A 25358-nucleotide genomic window follows, 5' to 3' on the forward strand; every position below is an offset into this window, starting at 1 on the left:
AGTGTTTTTCAATGCGTATTTTACTTGCCGAAGACGATAGCGTACTGGCCGACGGCCTCACCCGTTCCCTGCGCCAGTCCGGCTACGCCATCGATTGCGTCAGAAACGGGCAGGAGGCCGATACCGCCCTGTCGACCCAGGAATTCGATCTGCTGATCCTCGACCTCGGCCTGCCCAAGCTGTCCGGGCTGGAAGTGCTGCGCCGCCTGCGCTCGCGCGGCTCGCTGCTGCCGGTGCTGATCTTAACGGCGGCCGACTCCATCGAGCAGCGCGTCAACGGCCTCGACCTCGGCGCCGACGATTACATGGCCAAGCCCTTCGCCCTGTCCGAGCTGGAGGCGCGCGTGCGCGCCCTGACCCGGCGCGGCGCCGGCGGCGGCGCCACCGTCATCAAGCACGGCCCGCTGAGCTACGACCAGGTCGGCCGCAGCGCCTACATCAACGAGCAGATGCTGGACTTGTCGGCGCGCGAGCTGGGCCTGCTGGAAATCCTGCTGGCCCGCACCGGCCGCCTGGTCTCCAAGGAGCAGCTGGTCGACCACCTGTGCGAATGGGGCGAGGAAGTCAGCAACAACGCCATTGAAGTCTACGTCCACCGCCTGCGCAAGAAGATCGAGGTGGGCGGCGTGCGCATCGCCACCGTGCGCGGCCTCGGCTACTGCCTGGAGAAATTCAACCCCGCCAACGCCGAAGCCGGGGACGGCCACAAGTGAACCAGCCGGAAGCCGCCGAACTGGAGTATCAACCGCCGCCGCCCGACGCGGACGAAGACATACAACACTCCCTGTTCGGCGAAATCCTCGACTGGATGCTGGCCCCGCTGCTGCTGCTGTGGCCGATGAGCATCGCCATCACCTATCTGGTGGCCAAATCGATCGCCAACCAACCGTTCGACCATGCGCTGGAGGACAGCGTGACCGTGCTGGCGCAGCAGGTGCGCTCGGTGGACGGCAAGATCATCAAGAGCCTGTCCGGCTCGGCGCGCGATATCTTGCGGGCCGACGATGTCGACAACGTCTATTTCCAGATCCAGGGCCCGCGCGGCGAGCACATCGACGGCGACCGCGACATGCCGCAGCCGGTGCTGGACGACGAGGACAAGACCAGCGCCGGCGGCGTGCGCTTCCGCAACGACAATATGCACGGCACGCCGGTGCGCATCGCCTTCGCCTACGTGCAGCTGGAGCGCAACGATGGCCGCGTGCCGCAGGTGGCGCTGGTGCAGGTGGCGGAGACGCTGGCAAAGCGGGCCCAGCTGGCCAACGCCATCATCAAGGGGGTGATCCTGCCGCAATTCATCGTGCTGCCGATTGTGCTGGCCCTGGTGTGGTTTGCCCTGGCGCGCGGGCTGTCGCCGCTGGCGCAATTGCAGGAGCGCATACGCGCGCGCAGCTCGGAAGACCTGAGTCCGATTTCCTCCAGCCAGGTGCCGGAGGAAATCACGCCGCTGGTGCGCTCGCTGAACGAGATGCTGTCGCGGCTGTCGCTCACCATCGACCAGCAAAAGCGCTTCATCGCCGACGCCGCGCACCAGATGCGCACGCCGCTGGCCGGCATGCGCATGCAGTCCGAGCTGGCGCTGCGCCAGACCGACAAGGATGAAATCCACCGCTCGCTGGAACAGCTGGCCAAAAGCTCGGAGGCGGCCACCCGGCTGGTCAATCAGCTGCTGGCGTTGGCGCGCGCGGAGAACCAGCAACCGGCCGGCAGCGCCATGCAGCCGCTGGATCTGGGCGAGCTGGCGCGCAACGTGGTGCAGGACTGGGTGCAGGCCTCGTTCTCGCATCGTATCGATCTGGGGTTTGAGGCGCCGCGCCAGCCGCTGACCATCACCGGCAATCCGACCATGTTGCGCGAACTGCTGTCCAACCTGATCGACAACGCGCTGCGCTACACGCCGGCCGGCGGCAGCGTCACCGTGCGGGTGCGCAGCGATGAGCTGGAGCACGGTTATCTGGAAGTGGAGGATACCGGACCGGGCATCGCGCCGGCCGAGCGCGCGCGGGTGTTCGAGCGTTTCTACCGGATTCTGGGCAATACCGCCGAAGGCAGCGGCCTCGGGCTGGCCATCGTGCGCGAGATCGCGCAGCAGCATGGCGCCGAGGTCGACATCTTCAGCAACCCGCGCGCCACCCAGCCCAGGCTGCCGGGCGCCCTGTTCCGCCTGACCTTCCCGCTGCCGCCGGCGCCGCCGCAAGCCGAGGACGAACCACCACACTATGGATAAGCCAATCACGCCCACCGACGCCGCGCCACAGCCGGCCCTCGCCAGCGATGCCGGCGCCGGCGCGGGCGCGGGATCGCCGCCAGACCGGCCGCGCCTGTCGCGCGCGGCGCACTGGCGGCGCACGCGCCGCCTGACCACCGTGCTGCTCTCGCTCTGGCTGCTGACCGGCTTCTGCGCCGCCTTCTTCGCGCGCGAGCTGGCCGGGCTGAGCGTGTTCGGCTGGCCGCTGTCCTTCTACCTGGCGGCGCAAGGCGCGTCGCTGGTCTACCTGGTCATCCTGGCCTGCTACGCCTGGCGCATGCGCAAACTCGACAAGGAGCGCGCTTGAAGCCGCAACGCACCTACTTCCAGCGCCTGCGCTATTACTACAGCCTGTTCACCGCCGGCTTCGGCTGCTTCCTGATCGCGCTGGCCGCGCTGGAACAGGAAGGCATGCCGCGCGTGTGGATCGGCTATCTGTTCATGTTCGCCACCATCGTGCTGTACGCCCTGATCGGCGTCATCAGCCGCACCTCCAACGTGCTGGAATACTACGTGGCCGGCCGCCGCGTGCCGGCCATGTTCAACGGCATGGCCACCGCCGCCGACTGGATCTCGGCCGCCAGCTTCATCAGCCTGGCGGGCGGCCTCTACCTGCACGGCTTCGACGGCCTGGCCTACATCATGGGCTGGACCGGCGGCTACTGCCTGGTGGCGCTCCTGATCGCGCCCTACCTGCGCAAGTTCGCCCAATACACCATCCCCGACTTCCTGGCCGCGCGCTACGACGGCCGCACCGTGCGCATCCTGGCCGTGATCGCCACCATCTCGGTCTCCTTCACCTACGTGGTGGCGCAGATCTACGCCGTCGGCCTGATCGCCTCGCGCTTCACCGGCGTCGACTTCTCGGTCGGCATCTTCCTCGGCCTGGCCAGCATCCTGGTGTGCTCCTTCCTCGGCGGCATGCGCGCCATCACCTGGACCCAGGTGGCGCAGTACATCATCATCCTGGTGGCGTTCCTGATCCCGGCCATCTGGCTGTCGGCCAAGCACAGCGACAACCCCATCCCGCAAGTGGCCTACGGCAAACTGCTGCCCAAGCTGAGCGCGCGCGAACATGTGCTGCAAGAAGATCCGAAAGAGGCCGAGGTGCGCGCCATCTTCCGCCAGCGCGCCGCCGACTACGACGCGCGCCTCAAGACCCTGCCGGCCTCGTGGGAAGCCGGCCGCATCGACGCCCAGCGCAAGCTCGACAGCGTAAAGGCCCGCAACGCCTCGCTGCTGGAAATCCGCAGCGCCGAGCGCGAGCTGGTGGCCTATCCCAAGAACGCCGACGAGGCCGAACGCATGTGGACCGAGGCGCGCGAGCAAAACCTGCTGCACGCCGAACCCATCACGCCGCACGCCACGCCCTACCCCGGCGACAAGACCACCTCCGACATCAAGCGCAACAACTTCCTGGCGTTGGTGTTCTGCCTGATGCTGGGCACGGCCGCGCTGCCGCACATCCTGATGCGCTCCTACACCACGCCCTCGGTGCATGAAACGCGGGTATCGGTGTTCTGGACCCTGTTCTTCATCCTGCTGATCTACCTGACCATCCCGGCGCTGGCGGTGCTGGTCAAGTACGACATCTACAACTCGCTGGTCGGCCTCGACTACACCCACCTGCCCAACTGGGTGTCCTACTGGACCAACGTCGACAAGATCAACCCGCTGTTCAGCATCAGCGACATCAACCGCGACGGCGTGGTGCAACTGGCCGAAATCACCATCGACGCCGACGTGCTGGTGCTGGCCACGCCGGAAATCGCCGGCCTGCCCTACGTGATCTCCGGACTGGTGGCGGCCGGCGGCCTGGCGGCCGCGCTGTCCACCGCCGACGGCCTGCTGCTGGCCATCTCCAACGCCCTGTCGCACGACGTCTACTACAAGCTGGTCGACCGCGGCGCCTCGACCCAGAAGCGCGTGACCATCTCCAAGCTGCTGCTGCTGGCGGTGGCCTTCATCGCCGCCTACGCCGCCTCGACCAAGCCGGGCGACATCCTGTCGCTGGTGGGCGCGGCCTTCTCGCTGGCCGGCTCGACCCTGTTCCCGGCGCTGGCGCTGGGCGTGTTCTGGAAGCGCGCCAACCACCACGGCGCGATTGCCGGCATGACCGTCGGCTTTTTAGTCTGTATCTACTACATGCTGCACACCAATCCGATCCTGGGCGGCAACGCGGCCCATCAATGGTTCCACATCGCCCCCATCTCGGCCGGCATTTTCGGCGTGCCGGCCGGCCTCCTGACGATTATCGCGGTCAGTCTGCTGACGCCGGCCCCGGCGCCGCACACCGCCGCGCTGGTCGATTACATCCGGGCGCCGGAACAATAAAATACATTTGCCAAGTGGCGGATTTGATAACTTGATGCTATTGTGCACTAGTTACCGATTTCGCAACCAGGCATATGCGCTTACACCATCTTTTGCGCGCCACGGCATTGGCCGGCGCGTTCCTCTGCGGCCCGCTCCTCGCGGCCGAGGCCGGCAAACCCCTGCCCGCCATCGAAGATTTCTTCAACAACCCGGATTTCAGCGACGCCGTGCTGTCCCCCAGCGGCAAATACTTGGCCGTGCGGCTGGGCAGCAAGACCAAGCGCGACATGTTGGGCGTGGTGGAGCTCGACACCAACGCGGTCAAGGTGGTGGGCAACTTCTCCGACGCCGACATCGGCCGCTATGCCTGGGTCAACGACAACCGGCTGGTGTTCACCGCCACCGACAAGGACCTGGCCCAGGGCGATATGCGCTATGCGCCCGGCCTGTACGCCATCAACCGCGACGGCACCGGCTTCCGCCAATTGGCCATGCGCAACGGCAAACCCTTCATCACCAGCGGCAGCACCCTCGGCCAGCGCGAACTGCTGCCCTGGCACACCTACCTGATGAATCAGGATGGCGCCCAGGATTCCGAGTTCCTGTACGTGCTGGACCGCGACCTCAGCGGTCCCGGCCAGCTCAACCACGTCGACCTGGTGCGCCTGAACACCGCCAACGGCCGCATCGCCGCCGTCGCCGACCGTCCGGGCAATAGCTACTACTGGCTGCTCGACTACAACGGCGAGCCGCGCCTGACGGTCACTTCCGACAAGGGCACGGCCAGCATGTATTACCGCGACCCGGCCACCAAGGCCTGGCGCAAGCTGGGCGACTACGAACGCTACACCGGCAGGGGCGCCAATTTCCGCCCGCTGGCCTTCGGCCCGGACGGCACGCTGTACGTGGTGTCCTGGCACAAAAGCGACGTGGCGGCGGTCTACACCTACGACGTCAACACCAATAAGCTGTCGGACCAGCCGCTGGTCAAGCTGGACGGCTATGACTTCCACGGCGAGCTCATCATGGGCAAGGGCAAGCTGCTGGGCGTGCGCCACCTGACCGACGCCATGGGCACCACCTGGCTGGACGCCGACATGAAGGCCATGCAGCAGAAAATCGACGACATGCTGCCCAACACCGTCAACCTGATCACCCTGCCGAAGCGGGCGGAATCGCCGTGGGTGCTGGTGACCGCCTACGCCGACATCTGGCCCCGGCGCATCATGCTGTACAACAGCCAGACGCAGAAGCTGACGCTGGTGGGTTCCTCCCATCCGGCCATCAATCCCAACCAGATGGCGCGCACCACCCTGGTCCACTACAAGGCGCGCGACGGCCTCTCCATCCCGGCCTGGCTGACGGTGCCGCAAGGCAGCGGCAAGAACCTGCCGATGGTGGTGCTGGTGCATGGCGGCCCCTATGTGCGCGGCAACGAATGGGACTGGATGCCGGACGCGCAATTCCTGGCCTCGCGCGGCTACGCCGTGCTGCAACCGGAATACCGCGGCAGCACCGGCTTCGGCACGCGTCACTTTGTAGCCGGCTGGAAGCAGTGGGGCCTCAAGATGCAGGACGATATCGCCGACGGCACCCGCTGGGCCATCGAGCAAGGCTATGCCGACAGCAAGCGCGTGTGCATCGCCGGCGCCAGCTACGGCGGCTACGCCACCCTGATGGGCCTGGTCAACGATCCCGATCTCTACAAGTGCGGCGTGGAATGGGCCGGCGTCACCGACATCAACCTGATGTACGACGGCAGCTGGAACTTCACCTCCGACCTGCCGGAAGCCTACAAGCAGTACGGCATGCCGCAGCTGGTGGGCGACCAGGTCAAGGATGCGGAACAGCTGCAAGCCACCTCGCCGCTGGTGCAGGCGGCACGCATCAAGCAGCCGCTGCTGATGGCCTACGGCACCGCCGACATGCGCGTGCCGCTGCCGCACGGCACCAAGTTCTACAAGGCCGTCAAGCAGACCAACCCGAACGTCGAATGGATCGAATACGACGAGGAAGGCCACGGCTGGAAACTGCCGAAGAACCGCATCGACTGGTGGGGCAAGGTGGAGAAATTCCTCGACAAAAATATCGGAACCGCCGCGCCATGAACACCGCCCGCGTCCTGGCGGCCGGTGCGCTGGTGGCCGTCAGCCTGTGGCCGCTGGCCCCCGTGCACGCGGCCACGCCGCCGCCGGCCAGCGCCTTCTTTGCCAACGGCCATTTCGCCAGTCCCAAGCTCTCGCCCAACGGCCGCTACCTGGCGGCGCGGGTGTCCAAGCCGGGCGAGCGCACGCGCTTGTCGGTGATCGACCTCAGCGACATGAGCGTGAAGGTGGCCGCCATGTTTGGGGACGCCGACGTCGCCTACTTCGACTGGGTCAACGACAACCGCCTGGTGTTCCAGGGCACCGATTACCGCCAGACCTACAGCGACGACGCCCATCCGGCCGGCATCTTCGCCGTCAACCGCGACGGCAGCAATTACCGCCAGCTGAGCAAGACCAGCTACGAGCAGGGCGACAGCGGCGCCGTCGGCAGCCTGATGAAGGACCGCATGCTGGACTGGAACCACTCCCTGCTGGGCCAGCCGGGCCGGCAGGACAGCGACGAGGTGTACGCCGTCAGGCATCAGATCAACAGCAGCCACACCGAATTCACCCACCATGTACTGCTGCGCCTGAACACCGTCACCGGCCGCGCCGTGCCGCTCAGCGGTCCCGGCCAGGTCAGCAGCTGGCTGCTGGACCGGCAGGGCGAGCCGCGCCTGGCCATCAACGACCTCGGCAAGCAACACGTGGTCTATCTGCGCGAGGGCGAGCAGTGGAACAAGCTGCTGGAGAGCGAGGCCTATGGCACCAGCACCTTCGACCCGGTCGGCTTCGGCCCGGACGGCGCGCTGTACGTGGCGGCCCGCCGCGACAGCGACAAGAATGCCCTGTACCGCTATGACGTGGCCAAGCGGCAAACCGTGGCCGACGCGCTGGTGGAGATGGCGGACTACGACTTCCTGCCCGACTTCGCCGACGCCGATGAGGAAACCCTGGTGGTGCGAGACAACCAGCTGGTCGGCGTGCGCTACCGCGCCGACGTGCGCGGCGTGGCCTGGCTGGACGCCAACGGCAAGACCTTGCAGGCCACGATCGATCAGTTACTGCCGGGACTGGTCAATCTCATCACCCTGCCACGCCGGCCGGAAACGCCGTGGGTGCTGGTGGAAAGCTATTCCGACGTGCCGCCGCGCATTTACGTGGTGTACAACACCGAGACCGGCAAGTTGATCAAGGTCGGCGGCAGCCGCGACGCCATCCGTCCCGAACAGATGGGGCGGCAGCAACTGGTGCGCTACCAGGCGCGCGACGGCCTCAGCATTCCGGCGCTGGTCACCTACCCGCACGGCGCCACCAGAAAAAACCTGCCGCTGGTGGTGCTGGTGCATGGCGGCCCGTACGTGCACGGCAGCGACTGGGGCTGGAACGCCGAGGCCCAGTTCCTCGCCTCGCGCGGCTACATGGTGATGGAGCCGGCCTACCGCGGCACCACCGGCTACGGCTGGCGCCACTTCCATTCCGGCTGGAAGCAATGGGGCCTCAAGATGCAGGACGATATCGCCGACGGCACCCGCTGGGCGGTGGCGCAAGGCCTGGCCGACGGCCAGCGCGTGTGCATCGCCGGCGCCAGCTACGGCGGCTATGCCACGCTGATGGGCCTGGTGAACGATCCCGCACTGTACAAGTGCGGCGTGGAATGGGCCGGCGTCACCGACATCAAGCTGATGTACACCGGCGCGTGGAGCGCCACCTCCGACCTCAGCGACCGCTGGAAAACCCTGGGCATGCCGGTGATGGTCGGCGACCTGCAAAAAGACGCCGCGCAACTGGAGGCCACCTCGCCGCTGGCGCAGGCGGCCCGCATCAAACAGCCGCTGCTGCTGGCCTACGGTGGCGACGATCATCGCGTGCCGCTGTATCACGGCGAAAAATTCCTCGCCGCCGTCAAGGCGGTCAACCCCAATGTAGAGTGGATCGTGTACGAAAAAGAAGGCCACGGCTGGCGCTTGCCGCAGAATCGCATCGATTTCTGGAACCGCGTTGAAAAATTCCTCGACAAACAAATTGGAGCCGCACCTTGAATCTGACCGCCCCCCGCCAACTGCTGGTGGCGCTGCTGCTGGCCGCCGCCGCCCACGCCCATGCCGCGCCGCCGCCGATCGCCGCCTTCTTCGGCAACTCCGCCTTCAATGGCGCCATGCTGTCGCCGGACGGCCGCTACCTGGCCGCCTTCATCGGCGCCGATGACCGGCGCGACGGCCTGGCCGTGGTCGAGCTGGACACGCTGAAAGCCACCATGGTGGCGCAATTTTCCGACACCGACATCGGCCGCGCGCAATGGGTCAACAACGAACGCCTGATGTTCAGCACCGTGGACAAGGCCAGCGGCCAGCGCGATCAGCGCTATGCGCCCGGCCTGTACGTGGTGGACCGCGACGGCAAGCACTTCCGCCAACTGGCGCTGCGCCGCAACGAGTTCATCCGCAGCAGCGACGACAACCGCGAGAAGCTGCCCTGGCACACCTATATGCTGGACCAGGCCGGCGCCCAGGACAGCGACTACGTCTACGTGATCGACGCCGGCTTCAGCAACAGCGGCTCGGTCGAGTCGGAAGACTTGCTGCGCCTGAACACGCGCACCGGCAAGGCCGAGCCGGTCGCGCATCCCGGCACCGCGCGCGGCTGGGTGCTGGACCAGCACGGCGAACCGCGCCTGCTGCAAACGCTGGACAAGAACCAGGCCAGCTTGCGCTACCTCGACCCGGCCACCAAGGAATGGCGCACCCTGCTGACCTTCGATGGCTACACCGGCGAAGGCGGCACCTTCCGTCCGCTGGCCTTCGATCCGGACGGCGCGCTGTACGTGGTCAGCAGCGACAAGCGCGACAAGAGCGCCCTGTACCGCTACGACCTGAAGAACAACCGCCTGCCGGCCCAGCACATGGTGGAGCTGGACGGCTTTGATTTCCGCGGCCATCTCATCGTCAGCAAGCAGCGCCTGCTGGGCGTGCGCGTCCATGGCGACGCCGAAGGCACGGCGTGGTTCGATCCGGCCATGAAGGAACTGCAAGCGCAAGTCGACCAGCGCCTGCCCGGCACCGTCAACCTGATCACCCCGCCAACCCGGCCGGAGAGCGCCTGGGTGCTGGTGGAATCCTACTCCGACAAGCAGCCGCGCCGCGTCCTGGTGTACAACACCGAGAGCAAGCGCCTGAGCGACGTGGGCCGCACGGCGCCGCAGATCAAGAGCGCCGACATGGGCCCGCGCGAGCTGGTCTATTACAAGGCGCGCGACGGCATGCAAATCCCCGCGTGGCTGACCTTGCCGCCGGGCGGCGCGCAGAAAAACCTGCCGATGGTGGTGCTGGTGCACGGCGGTCCGTGGGTGCGCGGCGGCAGCTGGCACTGGGACGCCGAGGCGGAATTCCTCGCCACCCGCGGCTATGCCGTGCTGGAGCCGGAATTCCGCGGCAGCACCGGCTATGGCGCCCAGCACTTCAAGGCCGGCTGGAAGCAATGGGGCCTGGCCATGCAGGACGACATCGCCGACGGCACCCGCTGGGCGGTGGCGCAGGGTTATGCCGACGCCAATCGCGTCTGCATCGCCGGCGCCAGCTATGGCGGCTACGCTACGCTGATGGGGCTGATCAAGGACCCGGAGTTGTACAAATGCGGCGTCGAATGGGTAGGCGTCACCGACATCAACCTGATGTACGACGGCGGCTGGTTCTACAACTCCGACCTGTCGAGCGACTGGAAGCAGTACGGCATGCCGCACCTGATCGGCGACCAGGTCAAGGACGCGGCGCAGTTGCAAGCCACCTCGCCGCTGGCGCAGGCGGCCCGCCTCAAGCAACCGCTGCTGATGGCCTACGGCGGCGCCGACCGGCGCGTGCCGCTCAACCACGGTCTCAAGTTCCGCGACGCCGTCACCCAGGCCGGCAACCGGCATGTCGAATGGGTCGAGTACAGCGAGGAAGGCCACGGCTGGCACTTGCCGAAAAACCGCATCGACTTCTGGGGCCGGGTGGAACGCTTCCTCGACAAGAATATCGGCAAGCCCTGAAGTTCGCGCTATAGTTGACGGATCACTTCACCTGAGGAGGAGCGGGCATGTCGTCGGGAAAAATTTTGGTGGCACAGGGAGGCGGGCCGACCGCCGTCATCAACCAGTCGCTGGCGGGCGTGGTGCTGGAGGCGCGCCGCTTCCGCGACGTCACGCGGGTGTACGGCGCGCTGCACGGCGTGCGCGGCATCGTCAACGAGGACCTGGTCGACCTCACCCGCGAGACCAGCCAGAATCTGGAACTGGTGGCGGCCACGCCCTCCTCCGCGCTCGGCTCCACCCGCGACAAGCCGGACGAGGCGTATTGCAAGGAGATCTTCAAAGTCCTGCAAGCGCACGACATTGAGCAGTTCTACTACATCGGCGGCAACGATTCATCGGACACCGTGCGCATCGTCAGCGAACAGGCGCAGGCGGCCAACTACGCGCTGCGCTGCATGCACATTCCCAAGACCATCGACAACGACCTGGTCGGCAACGACCACACGCCGGGCTTCCCGTCGGCGGCGCGCTTCGTGGCGCAGGCCTTTGCCGGCGCCAACCTGGACAACGCCTCGCTGCCGGGTGTGTACGTGGGCGTGGTGATGGGCCGCCACGCCGGCTTCCTGACCGCCGCCGCCGCGCTGGGCAAGAAATTCCCGGACGACGGCCCGCACCTGATCTACCTGCCCGAGCGCGTGTTCTCGCTGGAGCAGTTCCTGGCGGACGTGAAAGCGGTGTATGAACGCTACGGCCGCTGCGTGATCGCCGTGTCCGAAGGCATCCACGACGCCAGCGGCGAAGCCATCGCCACACTGCTGGCCAAGGAAGTGGAGCGCGACGCCCACGGCAATGTGCAGCTGTCCGGCACCGGCGCGCTGGCCGATCTGCTGTGCGACGAAATCAAGGCCAGGCTCGGCATCAAGCGCGTGCGCGGCGATACCTTCGGCTACTTGCAGCGCTCCTTCATCGGCTGCGTGTCGGACGTGGACCAGCGCGAAGCGCGCGAGGTGGGCGAGAAGGCGGTGCAGTTCGCCATGTGGGGCGGGCGCGACGGCTCGGTCGCCATCCAGCGCACCGGCTTCTACTCGGTCGACTACGAACTGCTGCCGCTCAGCGCCGTGGCCGGCAAGACGCGCGTGATGGAGGACGAATTCATCGCCGCCAGCGGCACCGACGTGACCGACGCCTTCCGCATGTATTTACGTCCCCTGCTCGGCTCCGGCCTGCCCGACGCCTTCCGCCTGCGCCCGGCGCCGGTGGCGAAAATCCTCAAGCGCTAGGCCGCGTTCTCGCGGGCTGGAAACACAAAAGGTCGAACCGTCGCGGGATCGACCTTTTTTCTTGCCTGCTTCAAACTATGAGCGGTCTGCAAAGCCAGCCAGGATTCGGCTGAACGGCCAAGAGCCAGCTCAAACCGCACCGCCATCTCCGCCGTCAGCTCGACCTCTTCCGCGAGCAGTCCATCAATGATCTGCTCAGACAATCCCAATCGCTCCGCCAATTCCGCCGCACTAAGTTTATAAGGTCCGACATAGGACAGAGACAGATATTCGCCAGGGTGCATAGTGATCATAGTTCCTCCTACGAGGTAGCGGTCATGCTTCATCGTAGGAGCAAACACTCACCCCGTCAACGATTCAGGACAATGTCATGAGCCTCCACAGCACGGATATCATGCATAAAGGCATGCGGCGTTTCTGGCAATCCGGCGGTAGCGACAAGCGTGGCATTTCTACCTCTTGGGCCAAACCCTTGCGCGATATCTTGCTGCATCTGCATTCAGCCCAGAGTCTGGATGATATACGCGCTGGCCTGGGCGTCATCAAAAACGTCAAGCAATTGAGCGGACATGCTCACCGTTACAGCATTGAGGTCAACGCTAACTGGCGCGTCACATTCGATTGTGCTGATCCAGATACTGGCATCGTCACCGCCATAGATCTGGAAGACCTACATCGTCCTGGAGGCGCCCGACGGCATTAAGATTTACCGGGCTTTACAGCGCCTTGACCGCGGCTAACAGACGGGTGCAAGATAATGGTGGTTCTTTGTTATCGGGAGTTTTCATGAAGTTGATTCAGCACTGGATGTTGTGCGCGGCGCTGGCCGCTTGCACGCTGAGCGCGTCGGCGCAGAACAATCCGCCGCCGCCACCGGACGGCCAGCCGCCTGGCCCACCGCCGGAAGCCATCGCCGCCTGCAAGGGCAAGGCCGAGGGCGCCAAGGTCGAGTTCAAGGGCCGCCGCGGCGAAACCGTCAAAGGCACCTGCAAGAAAATGCGCGACCTGATCGTCGCCGTGCCGGAAGGCGGCCGGCCGCCACCGCCGCCACGCGACTGATCATCCGCGCCGGCTGGAAGCCGGCGTCGCGGGCGCGCCTGGCTTTCGCCCGCCTGGCCTTCGCCAGGCGCATCTTTACCTGCATTTACACTTGTTAACCTCGTCTGACACATTCCCGAAACAAAATGGCGCTACCGCTACCGGCGCGACATTGCGGGCGCCAACGTCAGAAAGGTTCTCATGCTGCCCACCAAAGATACCAAGGTTTCGTTACCGCTGCCATCGCGCCGCCGCGCCGCGCTGGGCGCGCTGAGCGCTGTCAGCGCCCTGTCCCTGATCGCCTGCGGCGGTGGGGGCGACAGCGCCGCCAGCGCCACCACCACGGCGCCGGTGCTGAGCGGCTTAAGCCTGTCGGCCGGCACGCTGGTGCCCGCGTTCGCGTCCGGCACCAGCAGCTACACCTCGACCGTGGCTTACGCCACCACCAGCATCAGCTTCAGCCCGACCCTGGCCGAGAGCGGCGCCACCCTGACCATCAATGGCGTCAGCGTCACCAGCGGCGGCAGTTCCGCTGCGTTTGCGCTGAACGTGGGCGACAACGCCTTCACCATCGTCGCCGCCAGGAGCGGTGTCTCCACCACCTATACGCTGACCGTCAAGCGGATCGCGCTCGGCGTCTCGGCCGACGCCAGCCTGAGTGCGCTGACCCTGTCCACCGGCACCCTGTCGCCGGCATTCGCCGCGTCGACCACCAGTTACGCGGTCACCGTGGCCAACGCCATCACCTCGGTGACGCTGACGCCGACCGCCAGCAACGCCGGCGCCACCATCACCGTCAACGGCGCAGCGGTGGGCAACGGCAGCGCCTCCGGCGCGCTGGCGCTCAATGTCGGCAACAACACCCTGAGCGTCGCGGTGCTGGCCGCCGACGGCGTCACCGCCCGCGCCTACACGGTGACGGTGGTGCGCAGCGTGGCGACCTCCAGCGCGTCGGCCGATGCGACACTGAGCGCGCTGGCCATCTCGGCCGGCAGCCTGGCGCCGGCTTTCGCCTCCGGCACCATCGCCTATACGGCCACGGTGGCCAACAGCGTCAGTTCAGTGACGCTGACGCCGACGGCGACCAACAGCGGCGCCAGCATCAAGGTCGGCGACGCCATCGTGGCCAGCGGCAGCGCCTCGGCCGCGCAGGCGCTGAGCGTGGGCGGCAACACCCTGTCGGTGGTGGTCAGCGCCGAAGACGGCACCCACGTCACCACCTACAGCGTGGCGGTGACGCGCGCGGCGGCCGTCTCCACCGACGCCAGCCTGAGCGGTCTGACGCTGTCGGCCGGCAGCCTGTCGCCAACGTTCGCGGCCGCCACCACCAGCTACACCACGGCCGTGGCCAACAGCGTGTCGGCGTTGACGCTGACGCCGACCGCCAGCGCCAGCGGCGCCACCATCAAAGTCAATGGCGCCAGCACCGGCAGCGGCGCGGCGTCGGCCGCGGTGGCGCTGGCGGTGGGGAGCAATACGCTGACGGTGGTGGTCACGGCGGCGGACGGCGCCACCACCCGGACCTATACGGTGATCGCCACGCGCGCCGCGGCCAGCGCCTCGGCCGACGCCACCCTGAGCGGGCTGACGATCTCGTCGGGCACCCTGTCGCCGGCGTTTGCCGCCGCCACCACCGGCTACACCGCCAGCGTGCTGAACGCCGTGGGCACGGTAACGCTGACGCCGACCGTCGCCAGCAGCGGCGCCACCATCAAGATCAACAGCGCGACGGTGGCCAGCGGCAGCGCCTCGGCCGCGCTGGCGCTGAACGTGGGCAGCAATACGCTGAGCGTGGTGGTGACGGCGCAGGATGGCGCCACCAGCAAGACGTATTCGGTGGTGGTGACGCGCGCGGCGTCCAGCGCATGTTCGGTGGTGCCGGAGGAAACCGCCGGCCCGTATCCGGCCGACGGCTCGACCGCCAGCAGTCACAACTACAACGTGCTGGCCTTGTCAGGCATCGTGCGTTCGGACATCCGCAGCACCATCGGCAGCTCGACCCAGGTGGGCGGGGTGCCGCTGACGGTGAACATCACGCTGCAAAACGTCAACGCCGCTTGCGCGCCGCTGGCGGGGTATGCGATCTACCTGTGGCATTGCACGCGCGAAGGCGTGTATTCGGTGTACACGGAATCGAGCGTGACCTCGAACTACCTGCGCGGCGTGCAGGAGACCGACGCCAACGGCGTGGCCAGCTTCACGACCATCTTCCCGGGCTGCTATTCGGGCCGCATGCCGCATATGCACATGGAGATCTTCCCCAGCGTGGCCAAGGCCACCACGGCCAGCAACAAGGTCAAGACCACGCAACTGGCTTTCCCCACCGATGTGTGCAACACCGTGTACAACAACGCCAGCGGCTACAGCGCCAGCGTCAGCAACTTCGCCCGCATCAGCTTCGCCTCGGACAATGTGTTCAGCGACGGCTACTCGCTGGAGATGACGTCGCTGAGCGGCAGCGTGGCGGACGGCTACGTCGCCAACGTGACCATCTCGATCGCGGTCTGAGACCGGCGGGCACTCAGACCACGATGGTCTGGTGCTCGCCGCCCACGCGGGCGCGGATCTTGCCGATGGTGTAGACGGTTTCGCCGGCCGCTTCCAGCTGGGCCTTGGCCGCCGCCGCATTCTCGGCCGAGACGATCACGGTCATGCCGATGCCGCAGTTGAACACGCGGTGCATTTCGGCGTCGGCCACGCCGCCGTGCTGTTGCAGCCACTGGAACAGCGGCGGCAGGGTCCACGCTTTCGAGTCCAGCTCGGCCACCAGGCCGGGTTGCAGCACGCGCGGGATGTTTTCCACCAGACCGCCGCCGGTGATGTGCACCATGCCCTTCACTTCCAGCTTCTCCATCAGCGCCAGCAGCGGCTTGACGTAGATGCGGGTCGGCGCCATCAGCACGTCGGCCAGCGGACGGCCGTGGAAGTCGCCTTGCAGGTCCGGCTTGGACACTTCAATGATCTTGCGCACCAGCGAATAGCCGTTCGAGTGCACGCCCGACGAGGCCAGGCCCAGCACCACGTCGCCCGGGGCGATTTTGGTGCCGTCGATGATCTTCGATTTTTCCACCGCGCCCACCGCGAAACCGGCCAGGTCGTACTCGCCGTCCGGGTACATCGATGGCATCTCGGCGGTTTCGCCGCCGATCAGCGCGCAGCCGGCCTGTTCGCAACCCTGGGCGATGCCCTTGATCACGTTGGCCGCGGTCGCCACGTCCAGCTTGCCGCAGGCGAAGTAGTCGAGGAAGAACAGCGGCTCGGCGCCCTGCACCAGGATGTCGTTCACGCTCATGGCCACCAGGTCGATGCCGACGGTGTCGTGGCGGTTCAGCTCAAACGCCAGTTTCAGCTTGGTGCCCACGCCGTCCGTGCCGGACACCAGCACCGGCTCCTTGTACTTTTTGCTGATCTCGAACATCGCACCGAAACCGCCCAAGCCGGCCAGCACGCCCTCGCGCATGGTGCGCTTGGCATAAGGCTTGATCGCTTCGACTAAGGCGTCACCCGCGTCGATATCGACGCCGGCGTCACGGTAGGACAGGGAAACATTAGTAGTTTGGCTCATGGTGTATTTCGCAGCGGAGGCGGTAAAATAGAAGGCGAAGACCGATTTCGTGACAAAATCACACGAAAATGTGCAATAAAACCCGGTCAATCCGCTATTTTATCAAAATTGCCCCGTCCAACCGCCTTTTTAACCATCAAATACATCCTCCATGCCATTTCCCCTCACGGTAGAGCAAAAGCAAACGGCATTCTGGTTGGCGGTGTGGGCTGCGTTCTTCTTCCTGCTGGTGACGCTGGGCCCGGTGCTGACGCCCTTCCTGGCCGCCGCCATCTTCGCCTACGCCCTCAATCCCGGGGTTGACCGCCTCGACCGCATCCGCCTGGGCCGCCGCCTGAGCATGCCGCGCGCGCTGTCTGTGCTGATCGTGGTGACGCTGTTCTTCAGCGCCATCACGGCGCTGGTGCTGATCGTGGTGCCGGTGCTGCAAAAGGAAATCCCGCTGCTGCAAGCGCAGATCCCGGCCTTCCTGGCCAAGGCCAACGACCTGCTGGCGCCGAAGCTGCGCGATCTCGGCCTGAACGTGCGCCTGGACAGCGCCGGCATCAAGCAGCTGGCCTCGGAACAGCTGGCCGCCTCCGGCGACGCCATCTGGGCCGCCGTGCTGAATTCCGCCCGCGTCGGCGGCACCGCCGTGCTGGGCTGGCTGGCCGCCGTGGTGCTGGTGCCGGTGGTGCTGTTCTACCTGCTGCTGGACTGGCACGCCATGCTGGCGCGCATCGCCAACTGCGTGCCGCGCCGCTACATCGCCGCCACCATGGGCATGGCCAACGAGGTCGATACCCTGCTGGCCCAGTACCTGCGCGGCCAGCTGCTGGTGATGGTGGTGCTGGCCATCTACTACTCGGTGGCGCTGGCGATCGCCGGTTTCGACGTCGCCCTGCCGGTCGGCATCATCACCGGCCTGCTGGTGTTCATCCCCTACCTGGGCTTCGGCCTCGGGCTGGTGCTGGCGCTGATCTCGGCCGTGCTGCAATTTGCCGATTTCAGCGGCCTGATCGCGGTGGCCGTGATCTACGGCTTCGGCCAGGTGCTGGAGGGCTTCTTCCTGACCCCGCGCCTGGTGGGCGAACGGATCGGCCTCAATCCGCTGGCCGTGATCTTCGCTTTGCTGGCCTTCGGCCAGCTGTTCGGCTTTGTCGGCGTGCTGCTGGCCCTGCCCGCGTCGGCGGTGCTGATGGTGGCCTTTAAGCACCTGCGCCGCCACTATCTGAGCAGCAGCTTTTATAATGCATGATGTGAAACACAAAAACGTTATGCAAAAGACCACAGGGCGAACGCCATGAAACAGCTGGTGCTCGATTTGGGCGCGGAACCGACGCACAGCCTCGCATCCTTCGAGGTAGGACAGAATGCCGAAGCGGCAGCGCTGATGAAGCAGTTCGCCAGCCGCACCTCGCGCGAGCATTTCGCCTACCTGTGGGGCGCGGTCGGCGTCGGCAAATCGCACTTGCTCAAGGCGCTGGCCAGCGCCGGCAGCGAGGAGGAACAGCTGCGCGCGCGCTATATCTCGCCATTCTCGATCGAGTCGGAATTCGTGTATTCGCCCGACGTGGACCTGTACCTGCTGGACGATTGCGAAAAGCTGTCGCCGCTGGCGCAGATCGACGCCTTCGCCCTGTTCAACGAAATCCGCGCCAACCACGCCTTCATGGTTTGCAGCGGCAACGTGGCGCCGGCCGTGCTGCCGGTGCGCGAAGACCTGCGCACGCGCATGGGCTGGGGCCTGATCTACCAGATCCACGGCCTGACCGACGAGGAAAAGAGCGCCGCCCTGGCGGCGGCGGCGGCGGCGCGCGGCTTGACGCTGTCGGCCGGCGTGATACCCTATTTGCTGTCTCACTTCCAGCGCGACATGCGGTCGCTGTCGACCATCCTCGATTCGCTGGACCAGTATTCCCTTGAAACCCAACGCCCCATCACTCTGCCGCTGCTGCGCGAGTGGCTACAGGCGGAAGCGAAAGAATAATGAAACTCGCCCTTTTTGACCTCGACCACACCCTGCTGCCGATCGACTCCGACTTCGAATGGGGCCAGTTTTTGGTGCGCATCGGCGCCGTGGATGCGGCCGAATTCGACCGCCGCAACCGCGAGTTCTTCGCCCAATACCAGGCCGGCACCCTCGATCCGGTAGAATACCTGGAGTTCGCGCTCGGCACACTGGCCGGCTTCCCGCGCGCGCGGCTGGAGCAAATGCAGGCGCAGTACATGGCCGAAGTGATCGCGCCGGCGCTGCGTCCAGCGGCGCGCGCGCTGCTGCAAAAGCATCTGGACGCGGGCGATCTGGTGGCCATCGTCACCGCCACCAACCACTTCGTCACGGCGCCGATCGCCAAGGCACTGGGCGTGGAGCACCTGATCGCGGCCATGCCTGAAGTGGACGCCGAGGGCAACCTGACCGGCAAGCTGCTTGGCACGCCGACCCAGGGCACGGGCAAGATCGTCCACACCAAGGCGTGGCTGGAAAAAATGGGCAAGAAGCTGGAGGACTTTGAAACCGTCCACTTCTACAGCGATTCGCACAACGATTTGCCGCTGATGTCCATCGTCAGCCATCCGGTGGCGACCAACCCCAATGAAAAACTGAAAACGCACGCCGCCGCCAACGGCTGGCCATTAATTGAGCTGTTCAATGATTAAGAAACTGATCCGCAAAATCCTCGGCACCAAGAGTAAAGCGGCCCGCGACGCAAACACGCCAGTGGTGCTGGGGCCGGAAGCCCACGGCATCGATCCGCGCCTGCTGTCCAACAACGCCATCCGCGTCACCAGCGCCTTGCAGGAAGCCGGCTACGAAGCCTTCGTGGTGGGCGGCGCGGTGCGCGACCTGCTGCTGGGCGTGAAGCCGAAAGACTTCGACATCGCCACCAACGCCACGCCGGAGCAGGTCAAGCGCCTGTTCCGCCGCGCCTTCATCATCGGCAAGCGCTTCCAGATCGTGCACGTCATGTTCGGCAACGACCTGCTGGAAGTGACCACCTTCCGCGGCACCACCTCGGCCAACGCGCCAAAGGATGAACATGGCCGCGTCCTGCGCGACAACACCTTCGGCTCGCAGGCGGAGGACGCGGAGCGCCGCGACTTCACCATCAACGCCATGTACTACAACCCGGCGAATCAGCAGGTGCTGGACTACCACGGCGGCATCGAGGACATCCGCGCCAAAACGCTGCGCATCATCGGCAAGCCGGAAGAGCGCTACCGCGAAGACCCGGTGCGCATGCTGCGCGTGGTGCGCTTTGCCGCCAAGCTGAAATTCTCCATCGAGCAGGAAACCGGCGCGCCGATCAAGGTCATGGCGCCGCTGATCAACAACGTGCCGGCCGCGCGCGTGTTCGACGAAATGCTCAAGCTCCTGATGAGCGGCCACGCGCTGGCCTGCTTGCAGCAGTTGCGCAAGGAAGGCCTGCATCACGGCCTGCTGCCGCTGCTGGACGTGGTGCTGGAACAGCCGATGGGCTTCAAGTTCGTGACCCTGGCGCTGGACTCGACCGACGCCCGCATCCACGCCGGCAAGACCGTGTCGCCGGGTTTCCTGTTTGCCTCGCTGCTGTGGCATCAGGTGCTGGAAAAATGGGAAGCCTACCGCGCGGCGGGCGAGCAGACCATCCCGGCGCTGCATCTGGCGGCCGACGACGTGCTTGATTCGCAGACCGAGAAACTGGCCTTGCAGCGCAAGATCGGCTCCGACATGCGCGACATCTGGGCCATGCAGCCGCGCTTCGAGCGCCGCACCGGCAAGGCCCCGCACAAATTGCTGGAACACCAGCGCTTCCGCGCCGGCTACGACTTCCTGCTGCTGCGCTGCGCCTCGGGCGAGATCGACGCCGAGATCGGCGAATGGTGGACCGCCTTCTACGAAAGCGACGAAGCATCGCGCGAGGATTTGATTTCGTCGGCCAGCCAGCCATCGGGCGGCGGCGCAGGTGGTGCTAAACGCAAGCGCGGCCCGCGCCGTGGCGGCCGCAATCGTAGCGGCGGTGGCCGCGGCGACGAAGGTTCCGGCCCGGACAACGCGGCGCCGGCGCATGACGGCGGCGGCGACTAACAACGCCCACCTGCCCATCGCATCATGAACACCGCAATCACAGCGGGCCTCGCGCCCGCTACGCCGCAGGACGACAAGGCGCCCTTCGCCTTCACCATCGCCTACATCGGCATTGGCGCCAACCTGGGCGACGCCCGCGCCAACGTGCTGGACGCGCTGGAACGCCTGCAACGCCAGCCCGGCTGCACCTTGATGGCGGCATCGGGCCTGTACCGTACCGCGCCCATCGACTCCAGCGGCGACGACTACATCAACGCCGTCGCCCGCATCGCCACCACCCTGGACGCCGAAGCCCTGCTGCAAGCGCTGCAAGCCATCGAACAGGCGCACGGCCGCGAACGGCCCTACCGCAACGCGCCGCGCACGCTCGACCTGGATCTGCTACTGTACGGCGACGCCACCATCAACAGCGCCACGCTGACCGTGCCGCATCCGCGCATGACCGAGCGCGCGTTTGTGCTGGTGCCGCTGCTGGAGCTGGCGCCATCGATTCACATCCCCGGCCACGGCGCGGCGTCGCAATATGCGGCCGGCGTGGCCGACCAGGGCATCAGCCCTCTTTAACACAAAGGATTTACCATGACTGGATATCTGCAAGGAAACGAAATGGCCGCGAGCCAAAAGCCCGCCGACGCCAACGCACCTGCACCGGCCAAAGCGGTCGTATCGAAAGCCGTCACCGTCAACACCCTGGCCACGCTGCGCAACGCCGGCGAAAAGATCACCATGCTGACCTGCTACGACGCCAGCTTCGCCTCGCTGATGGACCGCTGCGGCATTGAGATCCTGCTGATCGGCGACTCGCTGGGCATGGTATGCGCAGGCCACACCTCCACGCTGCCGGTCACCATGACCGACATCGTCTACCACACCGCCTCCGTGGCGCGCGGCACCAAGAACGCCATGATCGTGGCCGACCTGCCGTTCGGCGCCTACGGCACGCCGGAAACCGCGTACGCCAACGCCGTGCTGGCGATGCAGGCCGGCGCGCACATGGTCAAGATCGAAGGCGGCGCATGGCTGGCCGACACCATCAAATTCCTGACCGACCGCGGCGTGCCAGTGTGCGCCCACCTCGGCCTGACGCCGCAATCGGTGCACCAGCTGGGCGGCTACAAAGTACAAGGCAAAACCACCGAAAGCGCCGATCTGCTGAAAGCCGACGCGCTGAAAATCCAGGCCGCCGGCGCCTCGATCGTGGTGCTGGAGGCGATTCCTTCGGCCCTGGGCAAGGAAGTAACCGAACTGCTGTCGATTCCAACCATCGGCATCGGCGCGGGTCCGGATTGCTCAGGCCAGGTGCTGGTGATGCACGACCTGCTGGGCGTCTTCCCGGGCCGCAAAGCGCGCTTCGTGAAAAACTTCATGGAAGGCCAAAGCAGCATCGAAGCCGCCTTCACCGCCTACGTCAGCGCCGTCAAGGACGGCAGCTTCCCGGCGCTGGAACACTGCTTCTAAGCGAGACTGGCGGATGTGACCACACCCGCCAAGAACTCCGCCGGGCTGCGTACCGGCAGCTTGGCATACACCGCGCCGAAGTACGGCTGACCACGCCACACATCCGCGGCTCCTACCATGTAGAAATGTTGCTGTGCTCTCGTCAACGCGACATTGAGCAAGTTCGGCTTGGATGCAGCCCACGTCGCAGAGCCGGCATGGTCCGCATCCACGCCTAGCACCATAATTACCGCTGGCGCCTCCTTGCCTTGGAAGGTATGCACCGTACCGATCCGGTTTTTACACCATTTCTTCACGGTTTTGCGCCCAGGTGATTGGCCCGGCCATTGAATTTCCACGATGCGCCTCCTCAACGCATGGCGCACCGCCTTGAACGGCGAAATGATGAAAAGCTCCGGCAAGGTATCATCACCCAAGCGGTATAACCGGGCAATCAACTCGCCAACGAAGTCGATTTGTTGCGGCACCACCTGCTTGAAATCGACCTGGCCACCAAGCTCGATCCACGCGCTTTCCCCCATCGGCACCTTGAGTGCCTGCGGCGCGCGGCGCGCAGTTTCAATCACCATCTTGCCGTCATAGGCGATGGTGTTGGCCATAGAGAACATGGGATCGGCACAGCGGCGATGTACCCGCAGCGGGCTACCGATCCACAGGCCGTCACCGCCCGGTAACGGCACCAGCGTGCCGTAACGGTTGGCTTCATCGGCCAGCCGCTGGACCGATACCTTGTCCGGTGCATATGCTTCACCAGCGGTGTGAACCGATTGCGCCGACAGCGCCCTTATCAACGATCGGGGGACCGTGAATACCGGTTCGATCTGCAGCGGGTCGCCGACGACTATCGCACGCCGCGCGCGCCACAGGCCGCCCACCGCCGCCTGTGGCACGGCCTGCCCCGCCTCGTCGATGAACAGCCAGCCTATAGCGTCGGCCCCCATGCCATGGAACTGCCGCGCCAACGAGGCAAAGGTGGTCGACACGACCGGCACTACCATGAACAGGCTTTGCCAGATTAAGGGGATGAAGGTGTCGTCATCCGGACGCTGGTTCGTCAGCAGTTGAGCAAGCGCAAACAGGTTGCCACCAAACCCACCGCCCTTACCGACCTCTGCCAACCACGCTTCGTGCAAAGTTAAGGCGGCGGCGAACAACTCTGATCGCAGCTGGGCTAATTCGTTGTCATGCCACAAGCCGGCAATTTGAAACTTGTCTTGCTCAAGTGCGTCCGGAGAGCTGGGCAAGTCAAACGCATATTGCTGCCGCAATCGGCGCAACTGCTCCTGGCCGTTATTCCATGCATCCATACGCCCTTGCCACGCAGTGCGTGCCGCATGGACATCGCTGGTCTGCTGGCTAAGCGAAGTAGTGTACCTGCCCAGCGCCTCCCTGGCCGCAGCCACCTCTCTCAACAAGGCTCGCTGCTCGCCGGCATTGGCCATGCATTCATCGCGATAGCGCGCAGCGCGCGATGGCTGGAACCAGCGTACCCACCAGGCTGGACGCTGCAGTCCCAGCAAGCGCTCCTCCTCGCGCAGGTCGGCCTGCCGTTGCTGCAGTTGCGCCAGCATGGCTTGTGCCGCCGTGTGTTCTTGTGTTGTGTTGTCCAGCCGTTCGTGCGCCAGCTGCAAAGCAAGGTATTCAGTCTTGCAAAAGGCCTCGGCATCCGTACCTTGGTACTGCCGCCATAACGTGGCATATGCAGCTAACGTACCGACCGCGTGCTCCACCTTGGCTGCCAGCTCGCGATAGCGTTGCGCTGCCTGTGAAAAACTGGGGCCTTGGTAGCTGTCCAGCCACTCGCGGATATTTTGACATGTCGGGTCAGGCTCGACCTCTTCATTCCAGTTATTGTGATAAAACTTGGAGACGAAGCGGCGGCGGTTTTCGCTATTGCCCAGCGCGCAGGAAATCAGCCCCCATGGCTCACTCTCAGGTGACGGGTGAAATATGCCATCCTCGTCTTCGGCGGCAATGCGATAGGCCACAGACTTGAGATAACTATTCGCCCGCCAATCCTCGCCGAGCGATTTTAGCTTGGGCAGATCGCGCGAGATATTCTCCACTGCGGCATTGTTGGAGGAGGCAACCACCATTTCAAAGCCCGTCAGCTCTGGCCGCAACCGCCCCATCCAGGTGCTCTTGCCATTCCTGAACTCGACCTTGACCTTGCCGCTAAACGCATCCGCCGCGGTATTCAGGCCGGCCAACACTGCGGCGCGGCGGACAATATTATCGGCAAAGATTTCGCGCAGCAGCGTGGTCTTCCCCGTTCCTGGGGGACCGTTGACCGCAAACATGCCGCCATCGCGCAGCTTATCCAAAGCGGCATTGATCGCAAACTGCTGCATCAGGCTCATACTGTGCGACGCCTGGCTAAGCCAGTGTCCATGGTTGTAGCGCGACGGATGCAACCAATCCAGCAAGGCCAAGCGGCCATCGGCGGCGTAGAGATCCATGCGCTGATCCGCAGGCAGCGGCGACAGATAAGATTCCAGCACGGGTACGCTACCGGCGCGCAGGCTGCTCATGGCCCGTTCGATATCCTCGATATAAAAGCTGTTCAGGATATCGATGTCGATTCCGTCATCTTCGTCGTCATCATGTGGCTCGACATCGGCGTTATCACGCTTGCCGTCTTCCCGTTTCTTGCTGGTCCGCAGCTCCAATAGCAGCGGTTGCTCCGGCGATGGCGCAAAACCAGCCCATTCCGCGAATAGCGATAGCAGTTGACTGATCTCGACTCCGGTCAACGGGGCGATCGGAGCGCCACCAGGCTTGGCTGGCTTGGCCGGAGGGCGCCGCGTCCGAAAATCTTCCAGCAAGTCTTTCAGGTCGAACTTTGCATCCTCGAACGCAGCGGAGGTAAGGCTGCCGATACCCCGTGCCAATGCGCATCCTAGCGCCCACGGCACGGTAGATACCGATACGGGATCAAAGCTGGGTTCACCGTACACGTTCAGATCGATCCTTGCAAAACAACTGCGCCCATCCGCCGTACCGCGTTCATCCTCCTCTTCGCCACTGGCCGCCGTAGGGAAAATTTTCTTGCAGGCTGCCGCAATCTCGCCGGCATCGAATAGGCCAATATACAGCCGGAAGCCAGTAATCTTGCGGTCTTCCGGTATATCAAACCGCTCGAAGTAGTTTGAGGGCCCAGTCTCCAATTGATCTGGTTTGATCCAGCGCAGTTTCCAAGCCTCTTCTACATCCGTAACCTGATCAAGATCAAAAGGGATAAAAAATTCGACCTTATGCCAATAGTCAAGAATCTCAATCAATCGTTGCTGCGCGGCTTGAACCATAACG

At 65.1% G+C, this 25358-nt stretch carries 20 protein-coding genes; 17 read left to right on the forward strand and 3 right to left on the reverse strand.

Features of this window, described 5'->3' with window-relative positions; all coding sequences use genetic code 11:
* Positions 1-11 precede the first annotated feature (11 nt).
* The 8 genes from GM676_RS07670 to GM676_RS07705 all read left to right on the forward strand — a co-directional run bounded on the left by GM676_RS07670 (position 12) and on the right by GM676_RS07705 (position 11940).
* Complete coding sequence (locus GM676_RS07670; RefSeq protein ID WP_155462923.1) at positions 12-713, forward strand: response regulator; 702 nt, start codon at positions 12-14, stop codon at positions 711-713.
* On the forward strand, positions 710-2227 hold the full coding sequence (locus GM676_RS07675) for a sensor histidine kinase (protein WP_371866151.1): 1518 nt from the start codon (positions 710-712) through the stop codon (positions 2225-2227). Before GM676_RS07670 ends, GM676_RS07675 begins: the two co-directional genes overlap by 4 nt.
* Positions 2220-2555 carry a DUF4212 domain-containing protein gene (locus tag GM676_RS07680; RefSeq protein ID WP_155462927.1) on the forward strand — a complete coding sequence of 112 codons (336 nt, stop codon included), beginning with the start codon at positions 2220-2222 and terminating at the stop codon, positions 2553-2555. The genes GM676_RS07675 and GM676_RS07680 overlap by 8 nt, the downstream gene beginning before the upstream one ends.
* Entirely contained in the window at positions 2552-4582 is a 2031-nt protein-coding gene (locus tag GM676_RS07685) for a sodium:solute symporter family protein (RefSeq protein ID WP_155462929.1), read from the forward strand. The genes GM676_RS07680 and GM676_RS07685 overlap by 4 nt, the downstream gene beginning before the upstream one ends.
* A gap of 74 nt (positions 4583-4656) precedes the next feature.
* Positions 4657-6672: an alpha/beta hydrolase family protein gene (locus GM676_RS07690; protein ID WP_155462931.1), complete on the forward strand. Its 2016-nt coding sequence runs from the start codon at positions 4657-4659 to the stop codon at positions 6670-6672.
* The gene (locus tag GM676_RS07695; protein ID WP_155462933.1) at positions 6669-8693 is read left to right on the forward strand and encodes an alpha/beta hydrolase family protein; all 2025 of its coding nucleotides are present in this window, start codon (positions 6669-6671) and stop codon (positions 8691-8693) included. The genes GM676_RS07690 and GM676_RS07695 overlap by 4 nt, the downstream gene beginning before the upstream one ends.
* A complete protein-coding gene (locus GM676_RS07700) occupies positions 8690-10678 on the forward strand; it encodes an alpha/beta hydrolase family protein (protein WP_229262578.1) in 1989 nt (662 codons plus the stop codon). The genes GM676_RS07695 and GM676_RS07700 overlap by 4 nt, the downstream gene beginning before the upstream one ends.
* Positions 10679-10725: 47 nt before the next feature.
* On the forward strand, positions 10726-11940 hold the full coding sequence (locus GM676_RS07705; protein ID WP_155462935.1) for a 6-phosphofructokinase: 1215 nt from the start codon (positions 10726-10728) through the stop codon (positions 11938-11940).
* On the opposite strand, the gene GM676_RS07710 is transcribed toward GM676_RS07705, so the two are convergent.
* Entirely contained in the window at positions 11937-12233 is a 297-nt protein-coding gene (locus GM676_RS07710) for a HigA family addiction module antitoxin (RefSeq protein ID WP_170304247.1), read from the reverse strand. The genes GM676_RS07705 and GM676_RS07710 overlap by 4 nt on opposite strands.
* A 77-nt stretch (positions 12234-12310) precedes the next feature.
* Between GM676_RS07710 and GM676_RS07715 the strand changes: the two genes are divergently transcribed.
* The 3 genes from GM676_RS07715 to GM676_RS07725 all read left to right on the forward strand — a co-directional run bounded on the left by GM676_RS07715 (position 12311) and on the right by GM676_RS07725 (position 15486).
* A complete protein-coding gene (locus tag GM676_RS07715; protein WP_155462939.1) occupies positions 12311-12643 on the forward strand; it encodes a type II toxin-antitoxin system RelE/ParE family toxin in 333 nt (110 codons plus the stop codon).
* Between the two features lie 83 nt (positions 12644-12726).
* Entirely contained in the window at positions 12727-12999 is a 273-nt protein-coding gene (locus tag GM676_RS07720) for a hypothetical protein (protein WP_155462941.1), read from the forward strand.
* A 180-nt stretch (positions 13000-13179) separates the two neighbouring features.
* A complete protein-coding gene (locus GM676_RS07725) occupies positions 13180-15486 on the forward strand; it encodes a cadherin-like beta sandwich domain-containing protein (RefSeq protein ID WP_155462942.1) in 2307 nt (768 codons plus the stop codon).
* Between the two features lie 13 nt (positions 15487-15499).
* Here GM676_RS07725 and purM read toward each other — a convergent pair whose 3' ends face one another.
* Entirely contained in the window at positions 15500-16543 is a 1044-nt protein-coding gene (gene purM / locus GM676_RS07730; protein ID WP_155462943.1) for a phosphoribosylformylglycinamidine cyclo-ligase, read from the reverse strand.
* 151 nt (positions 16544-16694) lie between these two features.
* Here purM and GM676_RS07735 point away from each other — a divergent pair, with 151 nt between their 5' ends.
* The 6 genes from GM676_RS07735 to panB are packed head-to-tail and all read left to right on the forward strand — an operon-like array spanning position 16695 to position 22049.
* On the forward strand, positions 16695-17780 hold the full coding sequence (locus GM676_RS07735) for an AI-2E family transporter (RefSeq protein ID WP_155462944.1): 1086 nt from the start codon (positions 16695-16697) through the stop codon (positions 17778-17780).
* Between the two features lie 45 nt (positions 17781-17825).
* Complete coding sequence (hda, locus tag GM676_RS07740; protein WP_155462945.1) at positions 17826-18512, forward strand: DnaA regulatory inactivator Hda; 687 nt, start codon at positions 17826-17828, stop codon at positions 18510-18512.
* Complete coding sequence (locus GM676_RS07745) at positions 18512-19183, forward strand: histidinol-phosphatase (protein WP_155462946.1); 672 nt, start codon at positions 18512-18514, stop codon at positions 19181-19183. The genes hda and GM676_RS07745 overlap by 1 nt, the downstream gene beginning before the upstream one ends.
* Positions 19176-20591 (forward strand): polynucleotide adenylyltransferase PcnB, encoded by a 1416-nt coding sequence (gene pcnB, locus GM676_RS07750; RefSeq protein ID WP_155462947.1) that lies wholly within the window; start codon positions 19176-19178, stop codon positions 20589-20591. The genes GM676_RS07745 and pcnB overlap by 8 nt, the downstream gene beginning before the upstream one ends.
* 24 nt (positions 20592-20615) lie before the next feature.
* On the forward strand, positions 20616-21155 hold the full coding sequence (gene folK / locus GM676_RS07755; RefSeq protein WP_155462948.1) for a 2-amino-4-hydroxy-6-hydroxymethyldihydropteridine diphosphokinase: 540 nt from the start codon (positions 20616-20618) through the stop codon (positions 21153-21155).
* A 42-nt stretch (positions 21156-21197) separates the two neighbouring features.
* Positions 21198-22049, forward strand: coding sequence for a 3-methyl-2-oxobutanoate hydroxymethyltransferase (gene panB, locus GM676_RS07760; protein ID WP_155462949.1), 852 nt, complete (start codon positions 21198-21200; stop codon positions 22047-22049).
* Here the strand turns inward: panB and GM676_RS07765 are convergent.
* The gene (locus GM676_RS07765) at positions 22046-25354 is read right to left on the reverse strand and encodes a DEAD/DEAH box helicase (protein ID WP_155462950.1); all 3309 of its coding nucleotides are present in this window, start codon (positions 25352-25354) and stop codon (positions 22046-22048) included. The two genes, panB and GM676_RS07765, sit on opposite strands and share 4 nt — an antisense overlap.
* Positions 25355-25358 lie beyond the last annotated feature (4 nt).

The organism is Duganella radicis, from assembly GCF_009720825.1.
GTDB classification, from domain to species: domain Bacteria; phylum Pseudomonadota; class Gammaproteobacteria; order Burkholderiales; family Burkholderiaceae_D; genus Rugamonas; species Rugamonas radicis.

Bases quoted from the DNA above. Each gene is read 5' to 3' on its own strand.
- GM676_RS07690 (WP_155462931.1), top strand. From the start codon at position 4,657: ATGCGCTTACACCATCTTTTGCGCGCCACGGCATTGGCCGGCGCGTTC.
- pcnB (WP_155462947.1), top strand. From the start codon at position 19,176: ATGATTAAGAAACTGATCCGCAAAATCCTCGGCACCAAGAGTAAAGCG.
- GM676_RS07735 (WP_155462944.1), top strand. From the start codon at position 16,695: ATGCCATTTCCCCTCACGGTAGAGCAAAAGCAAACGGCATTCTGGTTG.
- GM676_RS07720 (WP_155462941.1), top strand. From the start codon at position 12,727: ATGAAGTTGATTCAGCACTGGATGTTGTGCGCGGCGCTGGCCGCTTGC.
- GM676_RS07725 (WP_155462942.1), top strand. From the start codon at position 13,180: ATGCTGCCCACCAAAGATACCAAGGTTTCGTTACCGCTGCCATCGCGC.
- GM676_RS07680 (WP_155462927.1), top strand. From the start codon at position 2,220: ATGGATAAGCCAATCACGCCCACCGACGCCGCGCCACAGCCGGCCCTC.
- GM676_RS07715 (WP_155462939.1), top strand. From the start codon at position 12,311: ATGAGCCTCCACAGCACGGATATCATGCATAAAGGCATGCGGCGTTTC.
- GM676_RS07710 (WP_170304247.1), bottom strand. From the start codon at position 12,233: ATGATCACTATGCACCCTGGCGAATATCTGTCTCTGTCCTATGTCGGA.
- GM676_RS07695 (WP_155462933.1), top strand. From the start codon at position 6,669: ATGAACACCGCCCGCGTCCTGGCGGCCGGTGCGCTGGTGGCCGTCAGC.
- folK (WP_155462948.1), top strand. From the start codon at position 20,616: ATGAACACCGCAATCACAGCGGGCCTCGCGCCCGCTACGCCGCAGGAC.
- GM676_RS07670 (WP_155462923.1), top strand. From the start codon at position 12: ATGCGTATTTTACTTGCCGAAGACGATAGCGTACTGGCCGACGGCCTC.
- purM (WP_155462943.1), bottom strand. From the start codon at position 16,543: ATGAGCCAAACTACTAATGTTTCCCTGTCCTACCGTGACGCCGGCGTC.
- panB (WP_155462949.1), top strand. From the start codon at position 21,198: ATGGCCGCGAGCCAAAAGCCCGCCGACGCCAACGCACCTGCACCGGCC.
- GM676_RS07745 (WP_155462946.1), top strand. From the start codon at position 18,512: ATGAAACTCGCCCTTTTTGACCTCGACCACACCCTGCTGCCGATCGAC.
- hda (WP_155462945.1), top strand. From the start codon at position 17,826: ATGAAACAGCTGGTGCTCGATTTGGGCGCGGAACCGACGCACAGCCTC.
- GM676_RS07765 (WP_155462950.1), bottom strand. From the start codon at position 25,354: ATGGTTCAAGCCGCGCAGCAACGATTGATTGAGATTCTTGACTATTGG.
- GM676_RS07705 (WP_155462935.1), top strand. From the start codon at position 10,726: ATGTCGTCGGGAAAAATTTTGGTGGCACAGGGAGGCGGGCCGACCGCC.